At 42.6% G+C, this 18,782-nt stretch carries 13 protein-coding genes; 4 read left to right on the top strand and 9 right to left on the bottom strand.

The annotated features are described in order from the left end of the window. Positions 1-98 precede the first annotated feature (98 nt). Entirely contained in the window at positions 99-1,268 is a 1,170-nt protein-coding gene (locus FD723_RS08655; RefSeq protein ID WP_179064969.1) for a sugar phosphate nucleotidyltransferase, read from the top strand. 91 nt (positions 1,269-1,359) lie between these two features. Here FD723_RS08655 and speA read toward each other — a convergent pair whose 3' ends face one another. Further along, the gene (speA, locus tag FD723_RS08650; RefSeq protein ID WP_179064968.1) at positions 1,360-3,378 is read right to left on the bottom strand and encodes a biosynthetic arginine decarboxylase; all 2,019 of its coding nucleotides are present in this window, start codon (positions 3,376-3,378) and stop codon (positions 1,360-1,362) included. Positions 3,379-3,962: 584 nt separating this feature from the next. On the opposite strand from speA, the gene ndk reads away from it, so the two are divergent. Then, on the top strand, positions 3,963-4,412 hold the full coding sequence (ndk, locus tag FD723_RS08645) for a nucleoside-diphosphate kinase (RefSeq protein WP_179064967.1): 450 nt from the start codon (positions 3,963-3,965) through the stop codon (positions 4,410-4,412). 117 nt (positions 4,413-4,529) lie between these two features. Here the strand turns inward: ndk and FD723_RS08640 are convergent, their stop codons facing one another. The 6 genes from FD723_RS08640 to FD723_RS08615 all read right to left on the bottom strand — a co-directional run bounded on the left by FD723_RS08640 (position 4,530) and on the right by FD723_RS08615 (position 11,543). Continuing rightward, a complete protein-coding gene (locus tag FD723_RS08640) occupies positions 4,530-5,252 on the bottom strand; it encodes a TerC family protein (RefSeq protein ID WP_179064966.1) in 723 nt (240 codons plus the stop codon). 423 nt (positions 5,253-5,675) lie between these two features. Continuing rightward, a complete protein-coding gene (locus FD723_RS08635) occupies positions 5,676-6,677 on the bottom strand; it encodes a methyltransferase domain-containing protein (RefSeq protein WP_179064965.1) in 1,002 nt (333 codons plus the stop codon). Positions 6,678-6,765: 88 nt separating this feature from the next. Then, complete coding sequence (locus FD723_RS08630; RefSeq protein WP_179064964.1) at positions 6,766-8,577, bottom strand: ABC transporter ATP-binding protein; 1,812 nt, start codon at positions 8,575-8,577, stop codon at positions 6,766-6,768. 69 nt (positions 8,578-8,646) lie between these two features. Beyond that, positions 8,647-9,456: an ABC transporter ATP-binding protein gene (locus tag FD723_RS08625; RefSeq protein ID WP_179064963.1), complete on the bottom strand. Its 810-nt coding sequence runs from the start codon at positions 9,454-9,456 to the stop codon at positions 8,647-8,649. Positions 9,457-9,474: 18 nt separating this feature from the next. Beyond that, positions 9,475-10,515 carry an iron ABC transporter permease gene (locus FD723_RS08620; protein WP_179064962.1) on the bottom strand — a complete coding sequence of 347 codons (1,041 nt, stop codon included), beginning with the start codon at positions 10,513-10,515 and terminating at the stop codon, positions 9,475-9,477. After that, positions 10,512-11,543 carry an iron ABC transporter permease gene (locus FD723_RS08615; protein ID WP_179064961.1) on the bottom strand — a complete coding sequence of 344 codons (1,032 nt, stop codon included), beginning with the start codon at positions 11,541-11,543 and terminating at the stop codon, positions 10,512-10,514. The genes FD723_RS08620 and FD723_RS08615 overlap by 4 nt, the downstream gene beginning before the upstream one ends. A gap of 572 nt (positions 11,544-12,115) precedes the next feature. On the opposite strand from FD723_RS08615, the gene FD723_RS08610 reads away from it, so the two are divergent. Both FD723_RS08610 and FD723_RS08605 read left to right on the top strand, forming a co-directional pair. Continuing rightward, positions 12,116-14,221, top strand: coding sequence for an acylase (locus tag FD723_RS08610; protein WP_218651808.1), 2,106 nt, complete (start codon positions 12,116-12,118; stop codon positions 14,219-14,221). 213 nt (positions 14,222-14,434) lie between these two features. Then, entirely contained in the window at positions 14,435-14,866 is a 432-nt protein-coding gene (locus FD723_RS08605) for an EamA family transporter (protein ID WP_179064959.1), read from the top strand. A 79-nt stretch (positions 14,867-14,945) separates the two neighbouring features. Here FD723_RS08605 and FD723_RS08600 read toward each other — a convergent pair whose 3' ends face one another. Together FD723_RS08600 and FD723_RS08595 are read right to left on the bottom strand one after the other, a co-directional pair. Beyond that, positions 14,946-15,914, bottom strand: a complete 969-nt coding sequence (locus FD723_RS08600; RefSeq protein WP_256875118.1) for an iron-siderophore ABC transporter substrate-binding protein — start codon at positions 15,912-15,914, stop codon at positions 14,946-14,948. A gap of 63 nt (positions 15,915-15,977) precedes the next feature. Continuing rightward, complete coding sequence (locus tag FD723_RS08595; RefSeq protein ID WP_179064958.1) at positions 15,978-18,764, bottom strand: TonB-dependent siderophore receptor; 2,787 nt, start codon at positions 18,762-18,764, stop codon at positions 15,978-15,980. Positions 18,765-18,782 lie beyond the last annotated feature (18 nt).

Genomic DNA, 18,782 nt, shown 5'->3' with positions numbered 1-18,782 from the left:
TCCCTGTTTTGAGGGATGACTTAGAGCAGAAATAAAAACTGATGATTAAGTATCACTCGATGAAAGTAAACTGGCTTGTGGTTGAGGAATAAATTTTTATGAAAGCGATGATTCTGGCAGCTGGCAAGGGTACTCGCGTGCGTCCGATTACGTACACTATGCCCAAACCGATGATGCCCATCCTGCAAAAGCCAGTGATGGAGTTCTTGCTGGAACTGTTACGCCATCATGGATTTGACCAGATTTTGGTCAATGTTAGTCATTTGGCTGAGGAAATTGAAAACTATTTCCGTGACGGTCAGCGGTTTGGCGTGCAGATTGCCTATTCCTTTGAAGGGAAAATTGATGACGACGGTAAACTAGTGGGCGAAGCCATAGGTTCAGCTGGAGGGATGCGACGCATCCAAGATTTCTCACCCTTTTTTGATGATACCTTTGTGGTATTGTGCGGTGATGCTTTGATTGATTTGGATTTAACTGCGGCTGTTAAATGGCATAAAGAAAAAGGTGCGATCGCTACTATTATCACGAAATCTGTCCCCAAAGAAGAAGTTTCTAGCTATGGTGTGGTTGTAACTGACGAAGAAGGCCGGGTCAAAGCTTTCCAAGAAAAACCTTCAACTGAAGAAGCCCTTAGCACCAACATCAACACAGGTATTTATATCTTTGAGCCAGAAGTTTTTAACTATATACCCTCTGGTGTCGAATATGACATTGGTAGCCAATTGTTTCCCAATTTGGTAGACATCAAAGCACCCTTCTACGCCATACCTATGGACTTTGAATGGGTAGATATTGGTAAAGTCCCAGACTATTGGCGGGCGATTCGCGGTGTGCTGCTGGGTGAAATCAAAAATGTGCAAATCCCCGGTCATGAAGTCGCCCCTGGCATCTACACTGGCTTAAATGTCGCCGTAAATTGGGACAAAGTAGATATCACCGGCCCCGTTTACATTGGCGGTATGACAAGAATCGAAGACGGAGCTAAAATTGTCGGGCCAGCGATGATTGGCCCCAATTGTTGGATATGTAGTGGCGCAACAGTAGAAAACAGCGTGATTTTTGAATGGTCGCGACTAGGCCCCGGAGTCCGGTTAGTCGATAAGCTAGTATTTGGACGTTATTGCGTAGATAAAACTGGCGCTGCGATCGATGTTCAAGCCGCTGCTTTAGACTGGCTGATTACCGATGCCCGTCAAACAGTACCATCACATACTCCTCTTGAGCGACAAGCAATAGAGGAATTGTTGGGGACAAATGTAAATTAAAGTTAGGAGTTAGGAGTTAGGAGTTATTATTTTGTGTTTCACTCTTCACTTCTAACTCTTAACTTTATTCCTAACTCTTCACTCCTAACTCCTAACTATTTAAGTACGTATATCTCCTAAGACTCTGCTCGTATGTTTGCAGTAGTCGCTGAGATTCTGCTAGGGTGATGCGTTTTTCTTCTAATGCTTTCTCACAACGCTGGCGAATGTTTTCTACCATATCTTCGGAGTCATACTGTACATAGCTGACAACTTCACTCATGGTGTCACCTTTGACAATGTGTTCAATCTGATAGCCTTTGGGCGTTAATTGGATGTGAACAGCGTTGGTGTCGCCAAACAGGTTGTGCAAATTGCCCATGATTTCTTGGTAAGCTCCATTCAAGAACATCCCCAGATAATATGGTTCTCCAGGCTTGTGGGTGTGCAATTCTAAAACCGATTTGACATCGCGCAGGTCAATAAAGCGGTCGATTTTACCATCACTGTCGCAGGTGAGGTCTGCCAAAATTCCCCGCCGGATTGGTTCTTCATCTAAGCGGTGGATTGGCATGATCGGGAATAGTTGGTCGATCGCCCAGCAATCTGGTGCTGATTGAAACACTGACATATTAACGTAGTAGATGGAAGCCATGATTTTTTCTAGGTCTTCCAGTTCATCGGGTACGTATTCTTGCTGTCTAGTGATGGTAAGAATTTTTTGACAACAAGCCCAGTAGAGGCGCTCGGCCTTGGCTCGTTCTCTGAGGCGTAAAATTCCTAAGTTGAAGCGGCTAATAGCTTCTTCTTTGAATTGTGCAGCGTCGTGGTACAACTCTTGGTAATTCTCTTGGTTGATGGATTGGTAGCTTTCCCAAAGATAATTAATAATTGGGGATTCTCCCTCTTGCGGAGGTTCTGGTGGGTCGAGGGGGACATCACTAGTACTAAGAACATCAAAAATTAGCACCGACTGATGGGAAGCGATCGCTCGTCCACTTTCACTAATGAGTGTTGGTACGGGAATTTGCCGTTCGGCACAGGTATCTTTTAACTCTGCCACGATGTCATTGGCATAGTTCTGCATGTTGTAATTTTTCGATGCATAGAAGTTGGTTTGGGAGCCATCGTAATCTACGCCCAAGCCACCACCAACATCAAGATATTTCATATCCGCCCCCAGCATGGACAATTCCACATAAATGCGGCTGGCTTCTTGGATGGCATCTTTAATCACATTGATAGCAGAGATTTGTGAGCCGATATGGAAGTGCATCAACTGCAAAGAATCGAGCAGGTTAGCTTCTCGTAACTTGTCAACAGCCTCAATAACTTCAGGCATTGTCAAACCAAATTTAGCGCGATCGCCACTAGAGGCTCCCCAACGTCCCATGCCTTGGGTACTGAGTTTAGCACGAACCCCTAAAATCGGCTTAATACCTAACTGGCGATTGGCATCAATTACCAAATCAACCTCTTCAATCTGTTCTAAGACGATGATTGGTGTTTGCCCTAGTCTTTGGGCTAACATTGCCGTTTCGATGTATTCTCGGTCTTTGTAGCCGTTGCAAACGAGCAATGCTCCTGGTGTATCCAACACAGCTAGAGCAATCATTAATTCTGGCTTGGAACCGGCTTCTAAACCAAATTGATGGGGTTTGCCAAATCTGACTAAATCCTCAATCAAATGCCGCTCTTGATTGCACTTGACGGGAAACACGCCACGGTAGACACCAGGGTAGTTGTAGCGGGCGATCGCTTTGGCAAAACAAGCGTTCAAGCGCTCAATTCGGTCTTCCAAAATATCAGAAAAGCGAATCAACATGGGAAGTCCCAAGTTGCGCTGTTTCATGGCGTTGACCAATTCAAACAAGTCAAGAGATCCCCCGCGATCGCCCTTGGGTGCTACGGTAACGTGTCCAGCAGCGCTAATGGAAAAATAAGGTTGTCCCCATCCTTCAATGCGGTACAAGGCTTCGCTATCCTCAATTTTCCAGGAGCGAGGTAAATCTCCTGTAGTAGTAGGACTAGGTGGTAACAGTTTTTTGTGCTTATGATTTTTCACTTCAAATTTCTGTCCATTGGCAGGTAGTACCACTTCGTCAGATGTAGCAGTTGACTCAACACCCATTTCTTCCTAACCTCTGTTTTTCACCCACGAGTTAACAATTTAGCGCATTCATCTGGGAACGTATATGCACCTAAAGATAATTTCTGAGATAAACTCTGATTGGTCAAGAGTCATTGGTCATTAGTCATTGGTCATTGGTCATTAGTCATTAGTCGAATGGCACTAAGTTAAGACACAGCCCTTGGACTGACTGGTTCCCAGCCTCCAGGCTGGGAACTGATTTTGGGAGGCTCCGCCTCCAGTGGACTGACCAGAGGCAGAGCCTCTAGGAATACATTCCCAATCTTCAGACTGGGAACGAGGTTGACACAAGCCTTTCGGCTTTTCTTAGTGCCATTTGGTCATTGGTCATTAGTGGAAAACTATTGGACTCAACGACAGAAGATAAAGAACAAATGACATAGACGTGCCGGCGGTGAAGCAGCGCGGTCTTCTCGCAAAGGGAGAGGCTAGCGCCAAGGGGGTTTCCCCATGAGCGACTGCTGAATCCGTTGGCGCAGCCTCTCGTAGAGAAGGGCTACCCGTAGGGTAAGACAAAGGACAATTGACTAGATAAAAACTTTATTAAGTTTTAGGAGATAGCTTTGGAACGTACATTTTTAGCAATTAAGCCTGATGGAGTACAGCGGGGATTAGTGGGGGAAATTATCCGTCGCTTTGAAACCAAAGGTTTTACCCTAGTTGGTTTAAAGTTCCTGAAAGTCAGTCGGGAATTAGCTGAACAACACTATGGTGTCCACCGAGAACGTCCCTTTTTTGGTGGTCTAGTGGAATTTATCACTTCTAGCCCAGTAGTGGCGATGGTATGGGAAGGTGATGGCGTTATTGCATCTGCCAGAAAGATTATTGGTGCGACAAACCCCTTAACAGCAGAGCCGGGAACCATTCGCGGCGATTTTGGACTGAATATTGGTCGTAACTTAATCCACGGCTCTGATGCTCCAGAAACCGCCCAACAGGAAATCGCTCTATGGTTTAAGGATGAAGAATTGGTAAGTTGGCAACCACACTTAACGCCTTGGTTGCACGAGTGATAAAGAGTTAGGAGTTAAAAGTTAGGAGTTAACAATTCCTAACTCTTAGGAGTTAGGAGTTAAAAGTTAGGAGTTAAAAATTCCTAACTCCTAACTCCTCACTTACTTCACTCCTACTTACTTAGAAACTTCGGTCTTTTCCGGTTCTACTTGTGGTAAATCAACAGCAACACGTTTGGAAAATCCCCAACCTAAAATTAGGAAGATGGCAGGAATCATGATCCATTCTGGTGGAACTAAAGCATCGTTCACCACTTTCAACAACAAGCGTAAGCCCACCAAAGCTACAGTTACATAACCTGCATCTTCTAGGTTTTCAAATTCGTCTAACCAACGGATAAATAATCCCGCCATGAATCGCAGGGCAATAATACCAATTGTTGCACCTGTTAGCACTAGCCACCTTTCTTGAGAAACTGCGATCGCAGTTGTGACGCTATCTAAAGAAAATGCCAAATCTGTAAATGCAATCACGGGTATAGCTTGCAACAACGAATTAAAACGCGGCCCGTGATGATGATCGTCTTCACTTTGTTGTGAGCTAAAGTGCTGGAATACCAACCACAGCAGGTAAGCAGCACCCAATAATTCAAATTGCCAGAATTGTTGTACCCAAGTAGCAGTTAAAATCAAGGTGATTCGTAGCACGTAGGCAACGACTAAACCAAAGTTGAGGGCCTTACGCTCAAGTTCTTTGTCTTCTAGCCCTTGAGCGATCGCAGCCAGAGCGATCGCATTATCGGCAGATAACACCGCCTCTAAAAATACCAGGATCAGCAGAACTATTGGGGCTTCAACGCTGAAATGAAAGTGGAGGTAATCAAAAATTTGGTCTAGCATTCCGGGTTTCTCAAGCAGAAAAAATTAAAATTTGACAAGAACAGAGATTTTCATATTAAAAAGCGCAATAAATTGCTACTCTAATTCAGCTTAACGTGGTTGTGATGTATTTTGAAGAGGGTTGAATGTGTGCGATCGCAGTGCCATTAGGATAATATTTGTATTATTTCATACAATTTTGGTTTTAACATTTGACTAAATGCGATCGCAACAGACTGCTGTCAGTTTGCCATTAGGCACTGACAAATAAAAAAATATCCAATTAACTCTTGTGGGGTGGGCATCTTGCCCGCCATATCAACCAATACAGTTCAGAATGGTTAAGGGGAAAAGGGAAAAAGCAAAGAAAAAACCTTTAACCTTTACCCTTTACCCCAAACCCGATTCCGAGTTAAAAATGTAAAACCCGAGAAGTATTGACCGCTACCTAACCAAGCTTGAGGGAGTTTGGCTGGTAAAGTTTCTATCGATCAATTCTGTACTCCCCTTCGCCCGGACAGCGCGGAACATTCCAAATCGGCACAGTCCTGTACCGAACGCCAAACGCATCAGCAAAAACGTCGGCATCTCGCGCAGAGATTTAATGAAACTAGATAGACCAAAACGCACCAATCCCTGTGGTCTAATCACTCCTTGCCAGATAGAATCTAACCAAGAAGGAAGCGTTTGTTCCGTCCAGTCAGCCGTAATTACCTCCCCCTCAACTAAGGAAGTCGCTGCCAAAAGCTCAGAAAAGCCTTCAATGCTGGAAAAAGCTGGATGAGACCACTGATCGAGAAGTTGCTGCATTACTGGTTTTTCCCAGAAATTTAGAGGTTTTTGGCGGTCATCTCTCTGATTCCAGTCAGCTACAACCAAGACTCCACCAGGCTTTAGCACCCGCATTAATTCTCTAGCAAAAACGGTTTTATCTGGCATGTGGGGGCCTGCTTCGATTGACCAGACCACATCAAAACTGGCATCTGGAAAAGACAATGCCATCGCATCATCGACCGCAAACTGGACGTTTAGCCCTTTAGGAGTTAACTCTTGGGCACGCTTTACCTGCTGTGGACTAATGGTAATCCCTGTGACCGCAAACCCATAATCTCGCGCTAAAATCCGGCTGCTGCCACCAATACCACAGCCAACATCTAAGACGGTAGTACCAGGAGGTAATTTTTCTATTCCACCCCATTTAACCATTTCATGGACAAAATCAGATTTAGCAGCCAAAAAATCCTTTCGTCGTGGCGGCGAACCGTAGTGACCAAGGTGAATGTGTTCCCCCCAATAAAACTCTACGATGCCGTCAAGAGTCCATTGATCGTAGGAATTGGCGACTGTGGCTGAGGATTGATACTTGCGGGCAGTCAGGAGATAAGCCGCAATTCCAATCACCAAAAACAGAAGAAAACCAATTACAAAATATAATAAATTTGACATTGTTTTGAACTCTCCTGTACGCCTACCGTAGATAGATTTTTTGCACGAATCTCGTAGCTATGAATTTTGTAGCAGGAACCCATGATAATTATTTCATCCCTGACTGCACATTCCATAAGCCAGCATAAATGCCATTTTTATCCAACAATTCTTCATGTGTTCCCGACTCAACTAATTCTCCATATTCCATTACATAAATACAATCAGCATTGCGAATAGTAGAAAGACGATGAGCGATCGCAATTGTCGTTCGATTAACAGTAATCCGTTCTAGAGAACGCTGAATGGCAGCTTCAGTCTCATTATCCACCGCCGATGTAGCTTCATCTAAAATCAAAATTGGCGGATTCTTTAAAACAGCCCGTGCGATCGCAATTCTTTGGCGTTGTCCACCAGATAATTTTTGACCCCTTTCTCCAACTATTGTCTCATAACCTTGAGGTAGCCGCAGAATAAAATCATGAGCTTCGGCAATTTTTGCCGCTGCAATTATTTTTTCATCCGCAGCATTAAAAGTACCATAGGCGATATTTTCAGAAATCGTACCGTGAAATAAGAATACATCTTGGCTGACCAACCCAATACTACGACGCAAATCACCTAGATTTAACTTTTGAATATTAATACCATCAATTGCGATCGTCCCCGCAGAAATATCATACAATCGCAGTAATAATTTAACTAAAGTGCTTTTACCGGAACCTGTAGAACCAACAATCGCAATAGTTTTTCCGGCGGGTATATGTAAGGATAGTTTTTTAATTACTGGATCTCTATCTTGATAAGCAAAAGCAACTTTTTTAAATTCAATGTCACCACGTACTCGGTCAACCGATAAAATTTCATCCCCAGTTCCAATATTGATGGGAGTATCTAATAAATTCATGATCCGCTTAATAGAAGCCATTGACCTTTGATAGTTGTCAAATATTCCGCCTAATTCTACGAAAGGCCACAATAATCTTTGTACTAAAACGAGTAAAACACTATAACTACCAATAGATATTTTACCAGTATATGTTGCCATACCTCCCCAAAATAGTAAGGTTGTGAATCCTACTAAAACTAACATTCTAATTAAAGGATTAAATGCAGCCGAAAGTTTAATTGCTTTGGTATTACTTTTTCTATATGCTTCGCTTTCTGCTGCCAATCTAGCACTTTCATAATCTTCGGCAGTAAAACTTTTAATTGTGGTAATACCACTGATATTATTTGCTAGTCGGGAGTTCAGAAAGCCGACTTTTTCCCGCACCTCATCATAACGATCTTCCAAAAGTTTTTGATAGGTAAAAGATCCCCAAACAATAAATGGTATTGGCAACAGTGCTACCAGGGTTATAGAAAAAGGTAAAATAAAAAAACTACCACCAATTAAAATGATAATTGAAGTGATGATATTGATAATTTGATTAGCTCCAAAATTCAATAAATCTTCTAGCTGATTGATATCATCATTTAAAATTGACATCAAACCGCCAGTGCTACTTTCTTCAAAGTAAGCTGAATCTAATTTTTGTACATGATTGTAGGTATCCAAGCGTAAGTCATACTGGATATTTTGGGCTAAATTACGCCAAAGTCTACTATATGCGTACTCAGAGATTGATTCTAGTATCCAAACAATGATAGTAATCAATGAAAGCAGTAAGAATTGCCAAAATACATCTTTCACGCCCAACTTGGCAAATACAGAATTTTGCTGCTCTACGAGAATATCTACCGCAATACCAACTAACCACGGCGGTGCTAAGTCTAAAATCGTATTGATGATAGAACATAATGTTGCCTGCCAAATTTGTAGGTAATATTGACTGCCATAGTTGAGCAAGCGTTGTAAAGGAGAGGCGAGATTTCGACGATTTTTAGATCCTATGGGAGATTCTGATGTGATTGTCATGACTGTTTATTATTTGTACTGAGGTGATTAATAAGAGCAATATTTCTAGTAAAAATCGCATTAGGAATTTCAGGAAATTTGTTTGTCATTTACTTTTCCCTTTCGTCCTATCGGTACACACATCGGTGTCTCCATTACTGGGTCAGCAATAATCCGACACTCCAAACCAAAAACCTCTTGAACCATTTCTTGAGTCATCACTAGTTTTGGTTCTCCAGCAGCAAAAATTCGACCATCTTTGACTGCAACTAAGTAATCAGCATAACGACACGCTTGATTTAAATCATGCAGCACCATCACAATTGTCCGTCCTTGATTTTGGTTCAACTCATACAACAAATCCAAAATCTCTATCTGGTGTGCCAAATCTAAAAAAGTAGTCGGTTCGTCTAACAGTAAAATATCTGTATCTTGTGCCAACGCCATTGCAATCCAAGCTCTTTGTCGTTGTCCACCAGACAAAGTATCTAATGCCCTATCTGCCAATTTCAACAAATCTGTAATTTCTAGTGCCTGCTGCACGATTTTTTCATCTTTTGCTGACCACTGCTGCGACCAATTTTGATAAGGATAACGTCCTTGTGCTACCAAATCTTGCACGGTTAATCCTTCTGGTGCTACTGGCCCTTGAGGCAAAATACCTAACTGCTGTGCGACTTCTTTAGTTGAAAGATTAAAAATAGATGTTCCATCAAGATAGACTGTACCACCACGGGGTTTAAGCAATCTTGCCAAACCTCTTAACAACGTTGATTTACCACAACCATTAGCACCAACTAAACCACTAATTTGTCCAGTGGGGATTGCCAAATTTAGGTCATGGATAATCAGCGCACCATCATAAGCTAAAGACAGATTTTTGGTTGAGAGTCCTTTCATAGATGAAATTTCCCGGCTTTATTTTTTGCGGTTACGAATTAATAAATAAAGAAAATAAGGAGCGCCAATAGCAGCAGTTACAATGCCACAAGGAAGTTCGATTGGTGCAAATAGCGTTCTTCCTAGCAAGTCTGCTATCACAACAATCACTCCCCCCAAGAGTGCAGAAGTAGGAATCAAGCTTTCATGGGTTGCACCTACTAACTGTCGTCCTACATGGGGTGCGATTAATCCAATAAAACCAATATTCCCGGCGGTGGCGACTCCTGCACCTGCTAAGGCTACACCTACCAGCACGAGTAAACCACGTTGCCATTCCACTCGACTACCTAAACTTTTGGCGATATCATCTCCTAAATTTAAAGCGTTCAAATGCCTTGCTAGTGTCAAAGCCATTGGGACAAAAACAATTAACCAAGGTAATAAGGAAAAGACTTGCTCCCAAGTCCGGTTGTACACGCTTCCAGCTAACCAAACTAAAGCATTACTAACGTCAGAAATTTCGCCAAAGGTAATCATCAAGCTGGTTATGGCACTAGCGATCGCAGATAAACCAACACCCATTAAAATTAATAAAATCGGAGAACTACCGTTATTCCAAGCCAGCGAGTAAATTAAAATCGCCATTAGCAAAGCACCAGCAAAGGCTGATATAGGTAAGGTATAAACCGATGCTGAGGGAAATAATACAATTACTACAACTGCCGCCAGACTCGCCCCAGCATTGATGCCGATAATACCTGGGTCAGCCAATGGATTGCGTGTCAGTCCTTGGAAGATAGTACCAGAAATTGCTAGCGCCACTCCCACCATAAAAGCTACAAGGGTGCGGGGTAGACGTAAATCCTGAATCACGAATAGATGGTCTGGGTTTCCTGTATTTAAACCCAATATAGTTTTCACGATATTTAAAGGCGAGATTGGATATTCACCCCGCCCTATATTCATCACCATCGCCACTACAATCGCTACTGCCAAACATAACAGTATGACTGGTACACGTCGGTCGATGCGGAAAGATATCACCTGCGAACGAATGACTAGCCAATCAAAACTCATTTTTTCACCTTTGACTTAGCTAGGTAGACAAAAAAAGGAGCGCCAACTATTGATGTCATTACGCCTACAGGTAATTCCTGTGGTTTGAGCAATACACGGGCAGCAATATCTGCAACCAAGAGTAAAATAGCACCCAGAACTGCACAATAAGGTAATATCCAACGATAATCGGCTTTAATATAAAATTTCACTATATGGGGAACGACTAAACCAATGAAGCCGATTGGCCCTGCAAGAGCTACAGAACTTCCTGCTAGTAAAACTACGCTGATAGCGGTAAATATTTTGATCAAAGCTGTCCGTTGACCCAAGCCTTTAGCGACATCTTCACCTAAACTCATAGTGGTAATTTGTCTGCCAAGGGCAAAAGCTAACACTAATCCGATGCCGACGAAAGGTAGTAGTTGTAAGAATAAATTAAAATCTCGACCAGATAAGGAACCAGCTAACCAAAATCTCACCTCTTCGAGTGTTTGTTGACTGACAATGAGGATACCGGTGGTGAAGGAAGAAATCAGAGCAGTTAACGCCGCTCCTGCTACTGTCAAATTCAGTGGGGTGGCTCCTCCTCTTCCTAGAGAACCAAGGAGGTAAACTAACACCGCTGTTAGTCCTGCACCCAGAAATGCGACAAAGGCGTAAACACTGAGGGATGAACTGCCAAAAACAAAAATTGCGACAACGACAAAGAGAGCGGCTCCCGACTCAATACCCAAAATACCTGGATCTGCTAAGGGGTTTCGCGTCAAACCCTGCATTAATGCTCCTGATACAGCAAGGGCTGAACCTACAAGAATAGCAATTAGCGATCGCGGTAATCTCACGCTCTGAATAACTAAGTGATCGTAGGAACCATCAAAGGCTATAAAAGATGTCAAAATCTTACCTAGAGGTATTTCTGCTGCACCTAGCGTCACACTGTACACCAAGCAAATTAGCAGCATACACAGTCCCACAACCAGACCAAATAAGGCTGACATTTGTGGCTTTTTCAATCCTCTCGGTGAGAGTGTAGTTGCTTTTATCATGATCCTGCTGTCACTTGAAAATATTACGCTCTACTGGTTAGTTGTTTTTTCAATGGGCACTCTCAATATTTAACAGCTTTTTAATCATCCAAATTGATAATCTTTCTTGATAAATATATAGATTACACGATCGTACAGCCCTTTCCCCATTTTTCAAAGGAATAAAGGATGCTCTTACAACTTTGATATACTTTCTCAACAAAGTGGTATTGTTAGATTAACTTAAATCTGCTTTCTCAAAGTCAATTGTGTGCAAAGAGGCGACTGGGGAGGAAGCAAGGGAACAGGGAAGAATAACACTAAGAAAAGCCGAAAAGCTTGTGTCACCTCGTTCCCAGTCTTTAGACTGGGAATGTATTCCCAGAGGGCTGCTGCCTCTGGTGAGTTCACTGGAGGCGGAGCCTCTCAAAATCAGTTCCCAGCCTTGAGGCTGGGAACCAGTCAGTCCAAGGGCTGTGTCTTAACTTAGTGCAATTCGGAGCAGGGAGCAAGGGACAAGAATTTTTCCCTCTGCCTCTTTTCAATCCCCAGTCCCCAATCCCCAGATGTTACATCTGTAAATGGTGGTGTTCGTGAGAATTGATAGTTTACTTAGAGTTTACAAACGAAAACCAATACGTGTTTTACCTTTAATACTCAGCTTGATATTGGTTTTGTTTATTGGAAGCCGCACTATAGCTGTACCAACAAAATCCACAGAGATATTATGGGATACTTATGGTGTACCGCATATTTACGGAAAAGATGACCAAAGTGCATTTTATGCCTTTGGTTGGGCACAAATGCAAAGTCATGGAGATTTACTTTTGCGTCTTTATGGTCAAGCACGGGGACGCGCAGCTGAATATTGGGGAGAGAAATATCTAGATTCAGATCGTTGGGTACAGACTGCGGGAATACCAGAACGCGCTCGTTCTTGGTACCAGACACAGAGTCCAACTTTTCGTAGTTATCTTGATGCTTTTGCTACTGGGATCAATGCTTATGCAAAACAAAATCCTAACTTAATTGACGATGATGTTGAAGTGGTGCTACCAGTCAAGGCAGAAGATGTCATGGCTCACTTACATCGAGTACTCAACTTTACCTTTGTGGTCAATCCTGAGCAAGTATTAGGTCTGAGCAAAGAAAAGTTGCAAGCAGGATCTAATGGTTGGGCGATCGCACCAAGTCATTCTGCCGATGGGAATGCTATGTTGCTAGCAAACCCACATCTACCTTGGTCAGATTTATTTTTGTGGTATGAGGCTCAAATCACCGCACCAGGCATTGATGCGTATGGGGCAACACTTGTAGGTATTCCCGTATTAGCGATCGCCTTTAACAACAACTTAGGTTGGACTCACACCGTTAATACTTATGATGGTTGGGATGTTTACGAACTCACACCGGTAGGTAATGGGTACAGGTTTGATGACAAAGTTCGTAACTTTCAGACAAAAACCATCTCCTTAAAAGTGAAGCAGAAAGATGGCTCCTTACAAGAGCAACCCTTAGTAGTGAAAAGTTCTATCCACGGGCCTGTGGTAGTCGAGAAAAATGGTAAAATCCTGGCGCTGAGAGTTGCAGGTCTTGACCGACCAGGTGTACTCCAGCAGTGGTGGGATATGGCACGAGCAAAAAACCTTGCCCAGTTTGAAAAGACACTCCAGCGCTTGCAATTGCCAATGTTTACAGTGATGTATGCGGATCGAGAAGGGCATATTATGCACCTATTCAACGGTCAAGTTCCAGTGCGCTCCTTTGGTGATTTTAAATATTGGCAAGGCATAATCCCAGGAAATACATCTAAAACCTTGTGGACAAAAATTCATCCTTACAAAGATTTACCGCGCATAGTTGACCCTAAAAGCGGCTGGTTACAAAATACAAATGACCCACCTTGGACAACGACATTTCCCGCCGCCATTAAAGCAGATAATTACCCGCCTTACATAGCACCTCGTTTCATGGATTTCCGCTCCCAACGTTCTGTAAGAATGCTGGCTGAGGATAACAAAATTTCATTTGATGAAATGGTTCTATACAAGCACTCTACCCGGATGGAACTGGCCGATCGGATTTTGGATGATTTAATTCTGGCTGCACGCAAGTATGGTCAGGACTTGGGGCAAAAAGCTGCTAATGTTTTAGAAGCCTGGGATCGGCAAGCCAATTCAGATAGTCGTGGGGCAGTATTATTTGCCTTTTGGGTACAACAGATGGACTTAGATAAAACCTTTAGTAAACCTTGGAATGAAAATTCTCCACGCACTACACCCAATGGTTTAGCTAACCCTGAAAGTGCAGTTGCAACTCTGCAAGCAGTAGCAGCAGAGGTAGAAAAGACTTACGGGGCGCTTGATGTCCCTTGGGGTCAGGTTTTTCGGCTACGATTGGGTGATGTGGATTTGCCTGCGAATGGTGGGGATGACAGCTTGGGAATTTTTCGAGTCCTAAATTCTGCTCCTGGAACAAACGCTCAGTTCCAAGCCGTTGCAGGTGATTCCTATGTGGCTGCAATTGAATTTTCTAACCCTGTACGAGCAATGGCACTTACCAGTTATGGTAATGCAACTCAACCCGGCTCGCCGCACATTAGCGACCAGTTACAAATGTTAGCTAACAAAAAACTGCGTCCTGTGTGGCGCGATCGCTCAGATATTCTTGCTCATTTAGAAGAGCGTAAAATATTCTGAGGTCAATAGTCTGCTTTTAAGGTTTGCGATCGCAGTTTGCAACGAATAAATTACATTTTAGCCTTGCCACGCCAGTAGGGTGTGTTATGCCGTAGGCTAACGCACCTGGGATTGTTGACGGTGCGGCGCTTGGCGACAACACACCCTACATTAAAATTTCTTAACATAGCTGGAAATATTAGCACCGACTTACTTAATGAACTAGGAGGCAAGATGGAAAGCAGCACCATAACGTGGTGGATATATGCATTACTTTCGGCTGGCTTTGCAGCATTGACAACTATCTTTGCCAAAATTGGGGTAGAAAATGTGAACTCTAATTTAGCAACAGCAATCAGAACTGTTGTTATCTTAGTAATTGCCTGGGGAATTGTATTGTTCCAAGGAAATGTAGTTAATATCTTAGCTATTTCTCAAAGAACGATGATTTTCTTATTGTTATCTGGAGTATCTACAGGATTATCATGGATTTTTTACTTCCAAGCTTTACAAGCAGGAAAAGCCTCTCTGGTTGCACCAATTGATAAATCAAGTTTAGTATTAGTTTTATTATTTTCGGTTATTTTTCTCGGAGAACCATTGAACTTGAAGATAATATTAGGAAGCAGTTTAGTAGTTATAGGGACTTTAGTGTTAATCCTTTAAACTCTTATAAGCCCAAAACACTTGTAGAGACGGCGATTTATCGCGTCTCGAAAACTTAGCACTCCTAAATTAGCAATTTTCATGGTGTATTGACTAAGTATTTAAATAAGTCATCAATTACAGCATCAGCAGCAATCAAGTTTGAACCAACCCAAGACAAACCATCTACAAAGTATATATGTCCTTGCTGAAATGCTTTGAGTCTTTTCCAAAGTGGTTTTTGTTGCAGTTGTTCGAAATTTGCCTTATCGCTGTCATTAAAAGTTGTTATGAATAGAATATCACCATCTAATTCTTCTAGCTTTTCCTCAGAAATATTCTTAGTTAACCCACTCGGCGTAATCACATCTTGTGCCTTTGGGCGTTGCAATCCAACATCATTAAGAATAGAACCAATAAATGAGTTTTTTGCAGTACTCATTATATCCCAGCCATAAATATGAATCACAGATATCGTTTTATCTTTATATTGATTACCTAGCGCTATTTTTAGTTCTTCAATTCGTTGATAATAGTTATTCCATGCTTGTTGTGCAGCCTCTTTTTTTCCTAATGCTTCGGCGACAAAATTAAAATGTTCGCGCCAAGATAATGAACCTTTCCACTTTACTAATGCCGTAGGACTGATTTGAGAAAGGCGAGGATAAATTGCTTTAACATTTTCCCAACCTAGAATTAAATCAGGCTTAAGTCGCAATATACGTTCTAAATTAGGCTCATATTGAGTACCTATTTTCTGTATTCCCTCTGTCTTATTCTTTAAATAGTCTGGTAAATTATCTTGCCAACCATCAGAAGTGCTTCCTATTGGTTTAATATCCAAGACGAGTGTGCTACCCAAAGTGACTTGAGATATGGTGACAAGACGCTTTGGGTTTTTTGGAACACAGGTTTCCCCCATCGTGTGTTCTATTACACGACAGTCTTTCGCTGGTGGGGTAAGGCTTGTGGCATTGTGATAACTACTTCGATTACAACCTAACGGAAGTACAAATGCCACTATTCCCAAAAATAGTATGTAGGTTAGACGGCGTAACAACTTTTTCATAAAGACCTGACTTTTCCAAACCTCTAGGAAGTGGTTTCGGGCATTTTGAATGAAGTACCTGATTCAGAACTCATAGGAAATCGTTGCCTGCACATTCACCGGTGCGCCTGGATAAACGATGGTTCGTCTGGAAGCAGTTTCATAGTATTCCACATCAAAAAGATTATTGACGTTGATACCAAATCTCCAGTTGTCTCGACGGTAAAACAAGGCAGCATCAGTACGGACATAACTGGGAACTTGGAAATTGCTGTTGGGAAAATCGCCTTGCTGTTCGCCCACAAAGACTAGCCCCAATCCAAAGCCTAATCCTTTGTAGTCACCACTTTGAATTTCGTAGGTTGTCCACAGGTTAGCTGCATTTTTGGGAACGTTCCGCAAAAAAGTACCCTCTGGAATGCGATTATCTTCGGTGACTCGCGCATCGGTATAAGCATAGCCTGCAAGGATATTCCATCCAGGTAAGATTTCGCCCCCAATGGTGAATTCAAACCCTTGACTGCGCTGTTCACCGACTTGGATTGAGAAATTAATCGGATCAACAGGATCAGAGGTTAGCACGTTACTCTTAGTAATCTCAAAAGCAGCTAATGTGGCAGACACAGTATTAGTGATGTCTGCTTTAACGCCGACTTCGTATTGAGTACCTCGTTCAGGCTCAAAAACTGAGTTGGTTCGCGATCGCCCAATCACTGGATTAAACGATTGACTGTAGCTAGCATAGAGAGAAATCGGTTTAATTGGCTGATAGACAATGCCAACACGAGGACTGAACGCTTGATCTCCCTGAGAAAAGGTTCCAAAACTATCGTACTGTTCGGTGAAGTCAAATCGTCCACCAACTAGTAAGTGCAAATTGTCGGTAATGTCGATCTGATCCTGAATATAGATACCCAGAGTATCTGTGAAATTTGTGCCATAGTTATCGATTTGGACATCTGGTCGAGTCACATTGTAATTTGGGTTGAAGATATCGATTGTCGGTAACAAAGCAGTACCAGACGTAAAATAGTTGGTAGAACGACCAAGCTCAAATCCGATTAATAACTGATGTCGAATGGAACCCGTGGTAAATTTCCCAGTTAGATCGGTCTGCATTCGATAATCCTGGTCTATGAACAAATCATCTGCATAGAGTTTGTCAAGAAAGCGATCGTCGATAAAGTCAGCTACCACGTATGTATAGCCACCAGACTGTTTTGCACTATAGAAAGAAAAGCCATTGCGAAGCTGCCAGTTATCACTAAACTTATGCTCAAGTCGATAACTAGCCTGATATTGCTCCACCGTAACCTGATCCAGGGATGGATAGAACAAAGCTCGATTAATCGGCAACACCAGAGAACCATCACTGAGGGCTACTACACCATAATCAAGCGTTGGATTGTTGTAGGTATAGGAAAAGTCCACCGTTAAGGTCGTGTTTTTGCCGATGTCCCATTGCAAGACAGGAGCTACAAAAATGCGCTCCTCATTCACAAAGTCTCGAAAACTACCATTGTTTTGATAGGCTAAATTGAGCCGATACTTTAAACTGCGGTCATCAGTTAAAGGCCCTGATAAATCAAGCTCTGGACGGTAAAAGCTGAACTGCCCACTTGTGAACTTGACACTATAATAAGGCTCACTTAGAGGCTGCTTCGTCACGGTGTTGATTACGCCTCCGGGCTGTAATTGCCCCAACAAAACCGATGCCGGCCCGCGTAATACCTCAATGCGTTCTACATCTGCAAGATCCACATCCTTAGTTGCAGTGCTACCGCTACGAAACCCATTTCTGAGGTTGAAATCTTGTCTAAATCCGCGAATGACAAAAGCTTGGCTTTGATTAGAAAACTGTGAGACACCCGGAGCGTTATTTCGTACTGCATCTTGCAGTCGATTTACATTCTGGTCTCTAATCACTTGATTGGGAATGACTTGAATTGACTGGGGAATGTCTCGCAAGGGGGTGTCGGTTTTTGTCGCTGTCGTGGCATTTCGCACATTATAGCCATCCTGCTCACCTGTCACTACCAACTCAATTGGCTGATCTGGCTGGGCTGTTGGTTGCTCTTGTGGTGTCTCACTAGCAGGTTTTTCTTGAGTCTGCGGTGTTTGGGGTTGCTGCGGCGGTTGTGTCGCTATTGCCGCTGAAGTTATACCAAAAACCAGCCCAGCATCATCATCAAATAATTCAACCGTAGGCAAAGCTTTGTCACCTACCACCGTTACTCGGACAGTATTCGCATCAATATTTGTAACTGTTATCTCAGTAATTACCTCCGTAGGTTTTTCTGAACGAAATGTAAAAGCCTCACCCGACGGTAAACGTAATTGCCCACCAGATACATCTGCAATAAAATTATTGCCCGTACTGCGATTTGTGACTTGCAGTCGAGTACCTTGAGTTGTCTCTAAAATTACTTCTACACCTTTGTTTGTGGCATCTGCTTTCACACTTGTGATTGCTACGACTTGATCCCCACTTCTTGGTTCTGGATTCGAGGGATTGGTAGGTGTTGGTGTCTGTACCAGCATTTGGGCGCTAGTAGCGGGAAGTTCGATTTCGCTGATTTGACGAATATTTTTACTTGTTTTATCCGACTTTGCTCTTTGTAGTGAACTTGCAAGTTGAGACTTAAAGAGTCGCGATTTCTGGATACTGGGAGCTAATACTGGAGATTTACTACTTGCAAATTTTTTCTCTGTAACTGCAACTTTCTCATCGAATGCAGATTCCCCTATCCTTTGGGTAGAAGATTTGCCTTGAATGTCCTCTCGCACTTCCTCACCTTTAGCAGGAGTGTTTACGACAACAACAACCGCACCTGTTAGCAGCAGGCTTTGAAAAAATTTATCTAACTTCATTTATCCGCTTGCACTCAA

Origin of the sequence: Nostoc sp. C052 (assembly GCF_013393905.1) — a bacterium.
GTDB lineage: Bacteria > Cyanobacteriota > Cyanobacteriia > Cyanobacteriales > Nostocaceae > Nostoc.
This window is presented reverse-complemented; position numbering and strand designations above follow the sequence as displayed.

Bases quoted from the DNA above. Each gene is read 5' to 3' on its own strand.
- FD723_RS08640 (WP_179064966.1), bottom strand. From the start codon at position 5,252: ATGCTAGACCAAATTTTTGATTACCTCCACTTTCATTTCAGCGTTGAA.
- FD723_RS08605 (WP_179064959.1), top strand. From the start codon at position 14,435: ATGGAAAGCAGCACCATAACGTGGTGGATATATGCATTACTTTCGGCT.
- FD723_RS08600 (WP_256875118.1), bottom strand. From the start codon at position 15,914: ATGAAAAAGTTGTTACGCCGTCTAACCTACATACTATTTTTGGGAATA.
- FD723_RS08655 (WP_179064969.1), top strand. From the start codon at position 99: ATGAAAGCGATGATTCTGGCAGCTGGCAAGGGTACTCGCGTGCGTCCG.
- FD723_RS08635 (WP_179064965.1), bottom strand. From the start codon at position 6,677: ATGTCAAATTTATTATATTTTGTAATTGGTTTTCTTCTGTTTTTGGTG.
- FD723_RS08595 (WP_179064958.1), bottom strand. From the start codon at position 18,764: ATGAAGTTAGATAAATTTTTTCAAAGCCTGCTGCTAACAGGTGCGGTT.
- FD723_RS08620 (WP_179064962.1), bottom strand. From the start codon at position 10,515: ATGAGTTTTGATTGGCTAGTCATTCGTTCGCAGGTGATATCTTTCCGC.
- FD723_RS08625 (WP_179064963.1), bottom strand. From the start codon at position 9,456: ATGAAAGGACTCTCAACCAAAAATCTGTCTTTAGCTTATGATGGTGCG.
- FD723_RS08630 (WP_179064964.1), bottom strand. From the start codon at position 8,577: ATGACAATCACATCAGAATCTCCCATAGGATCTAAAAATCGTCGAAAT.
- FD723_RS08615 (WP_179064961.1), bottom strand. From the start codon at position 11,543: ATGATAAAAGCAACTACACTCTCACCGAGAGGATTGAAAAAGCCACAA.
- speA (WP_179064968.1), bottom strand. From the start codon at position 3,378: ATGGGTGTTGAGTCAACTGCTACATCTGACGAAGTGGTACTACCTGCC.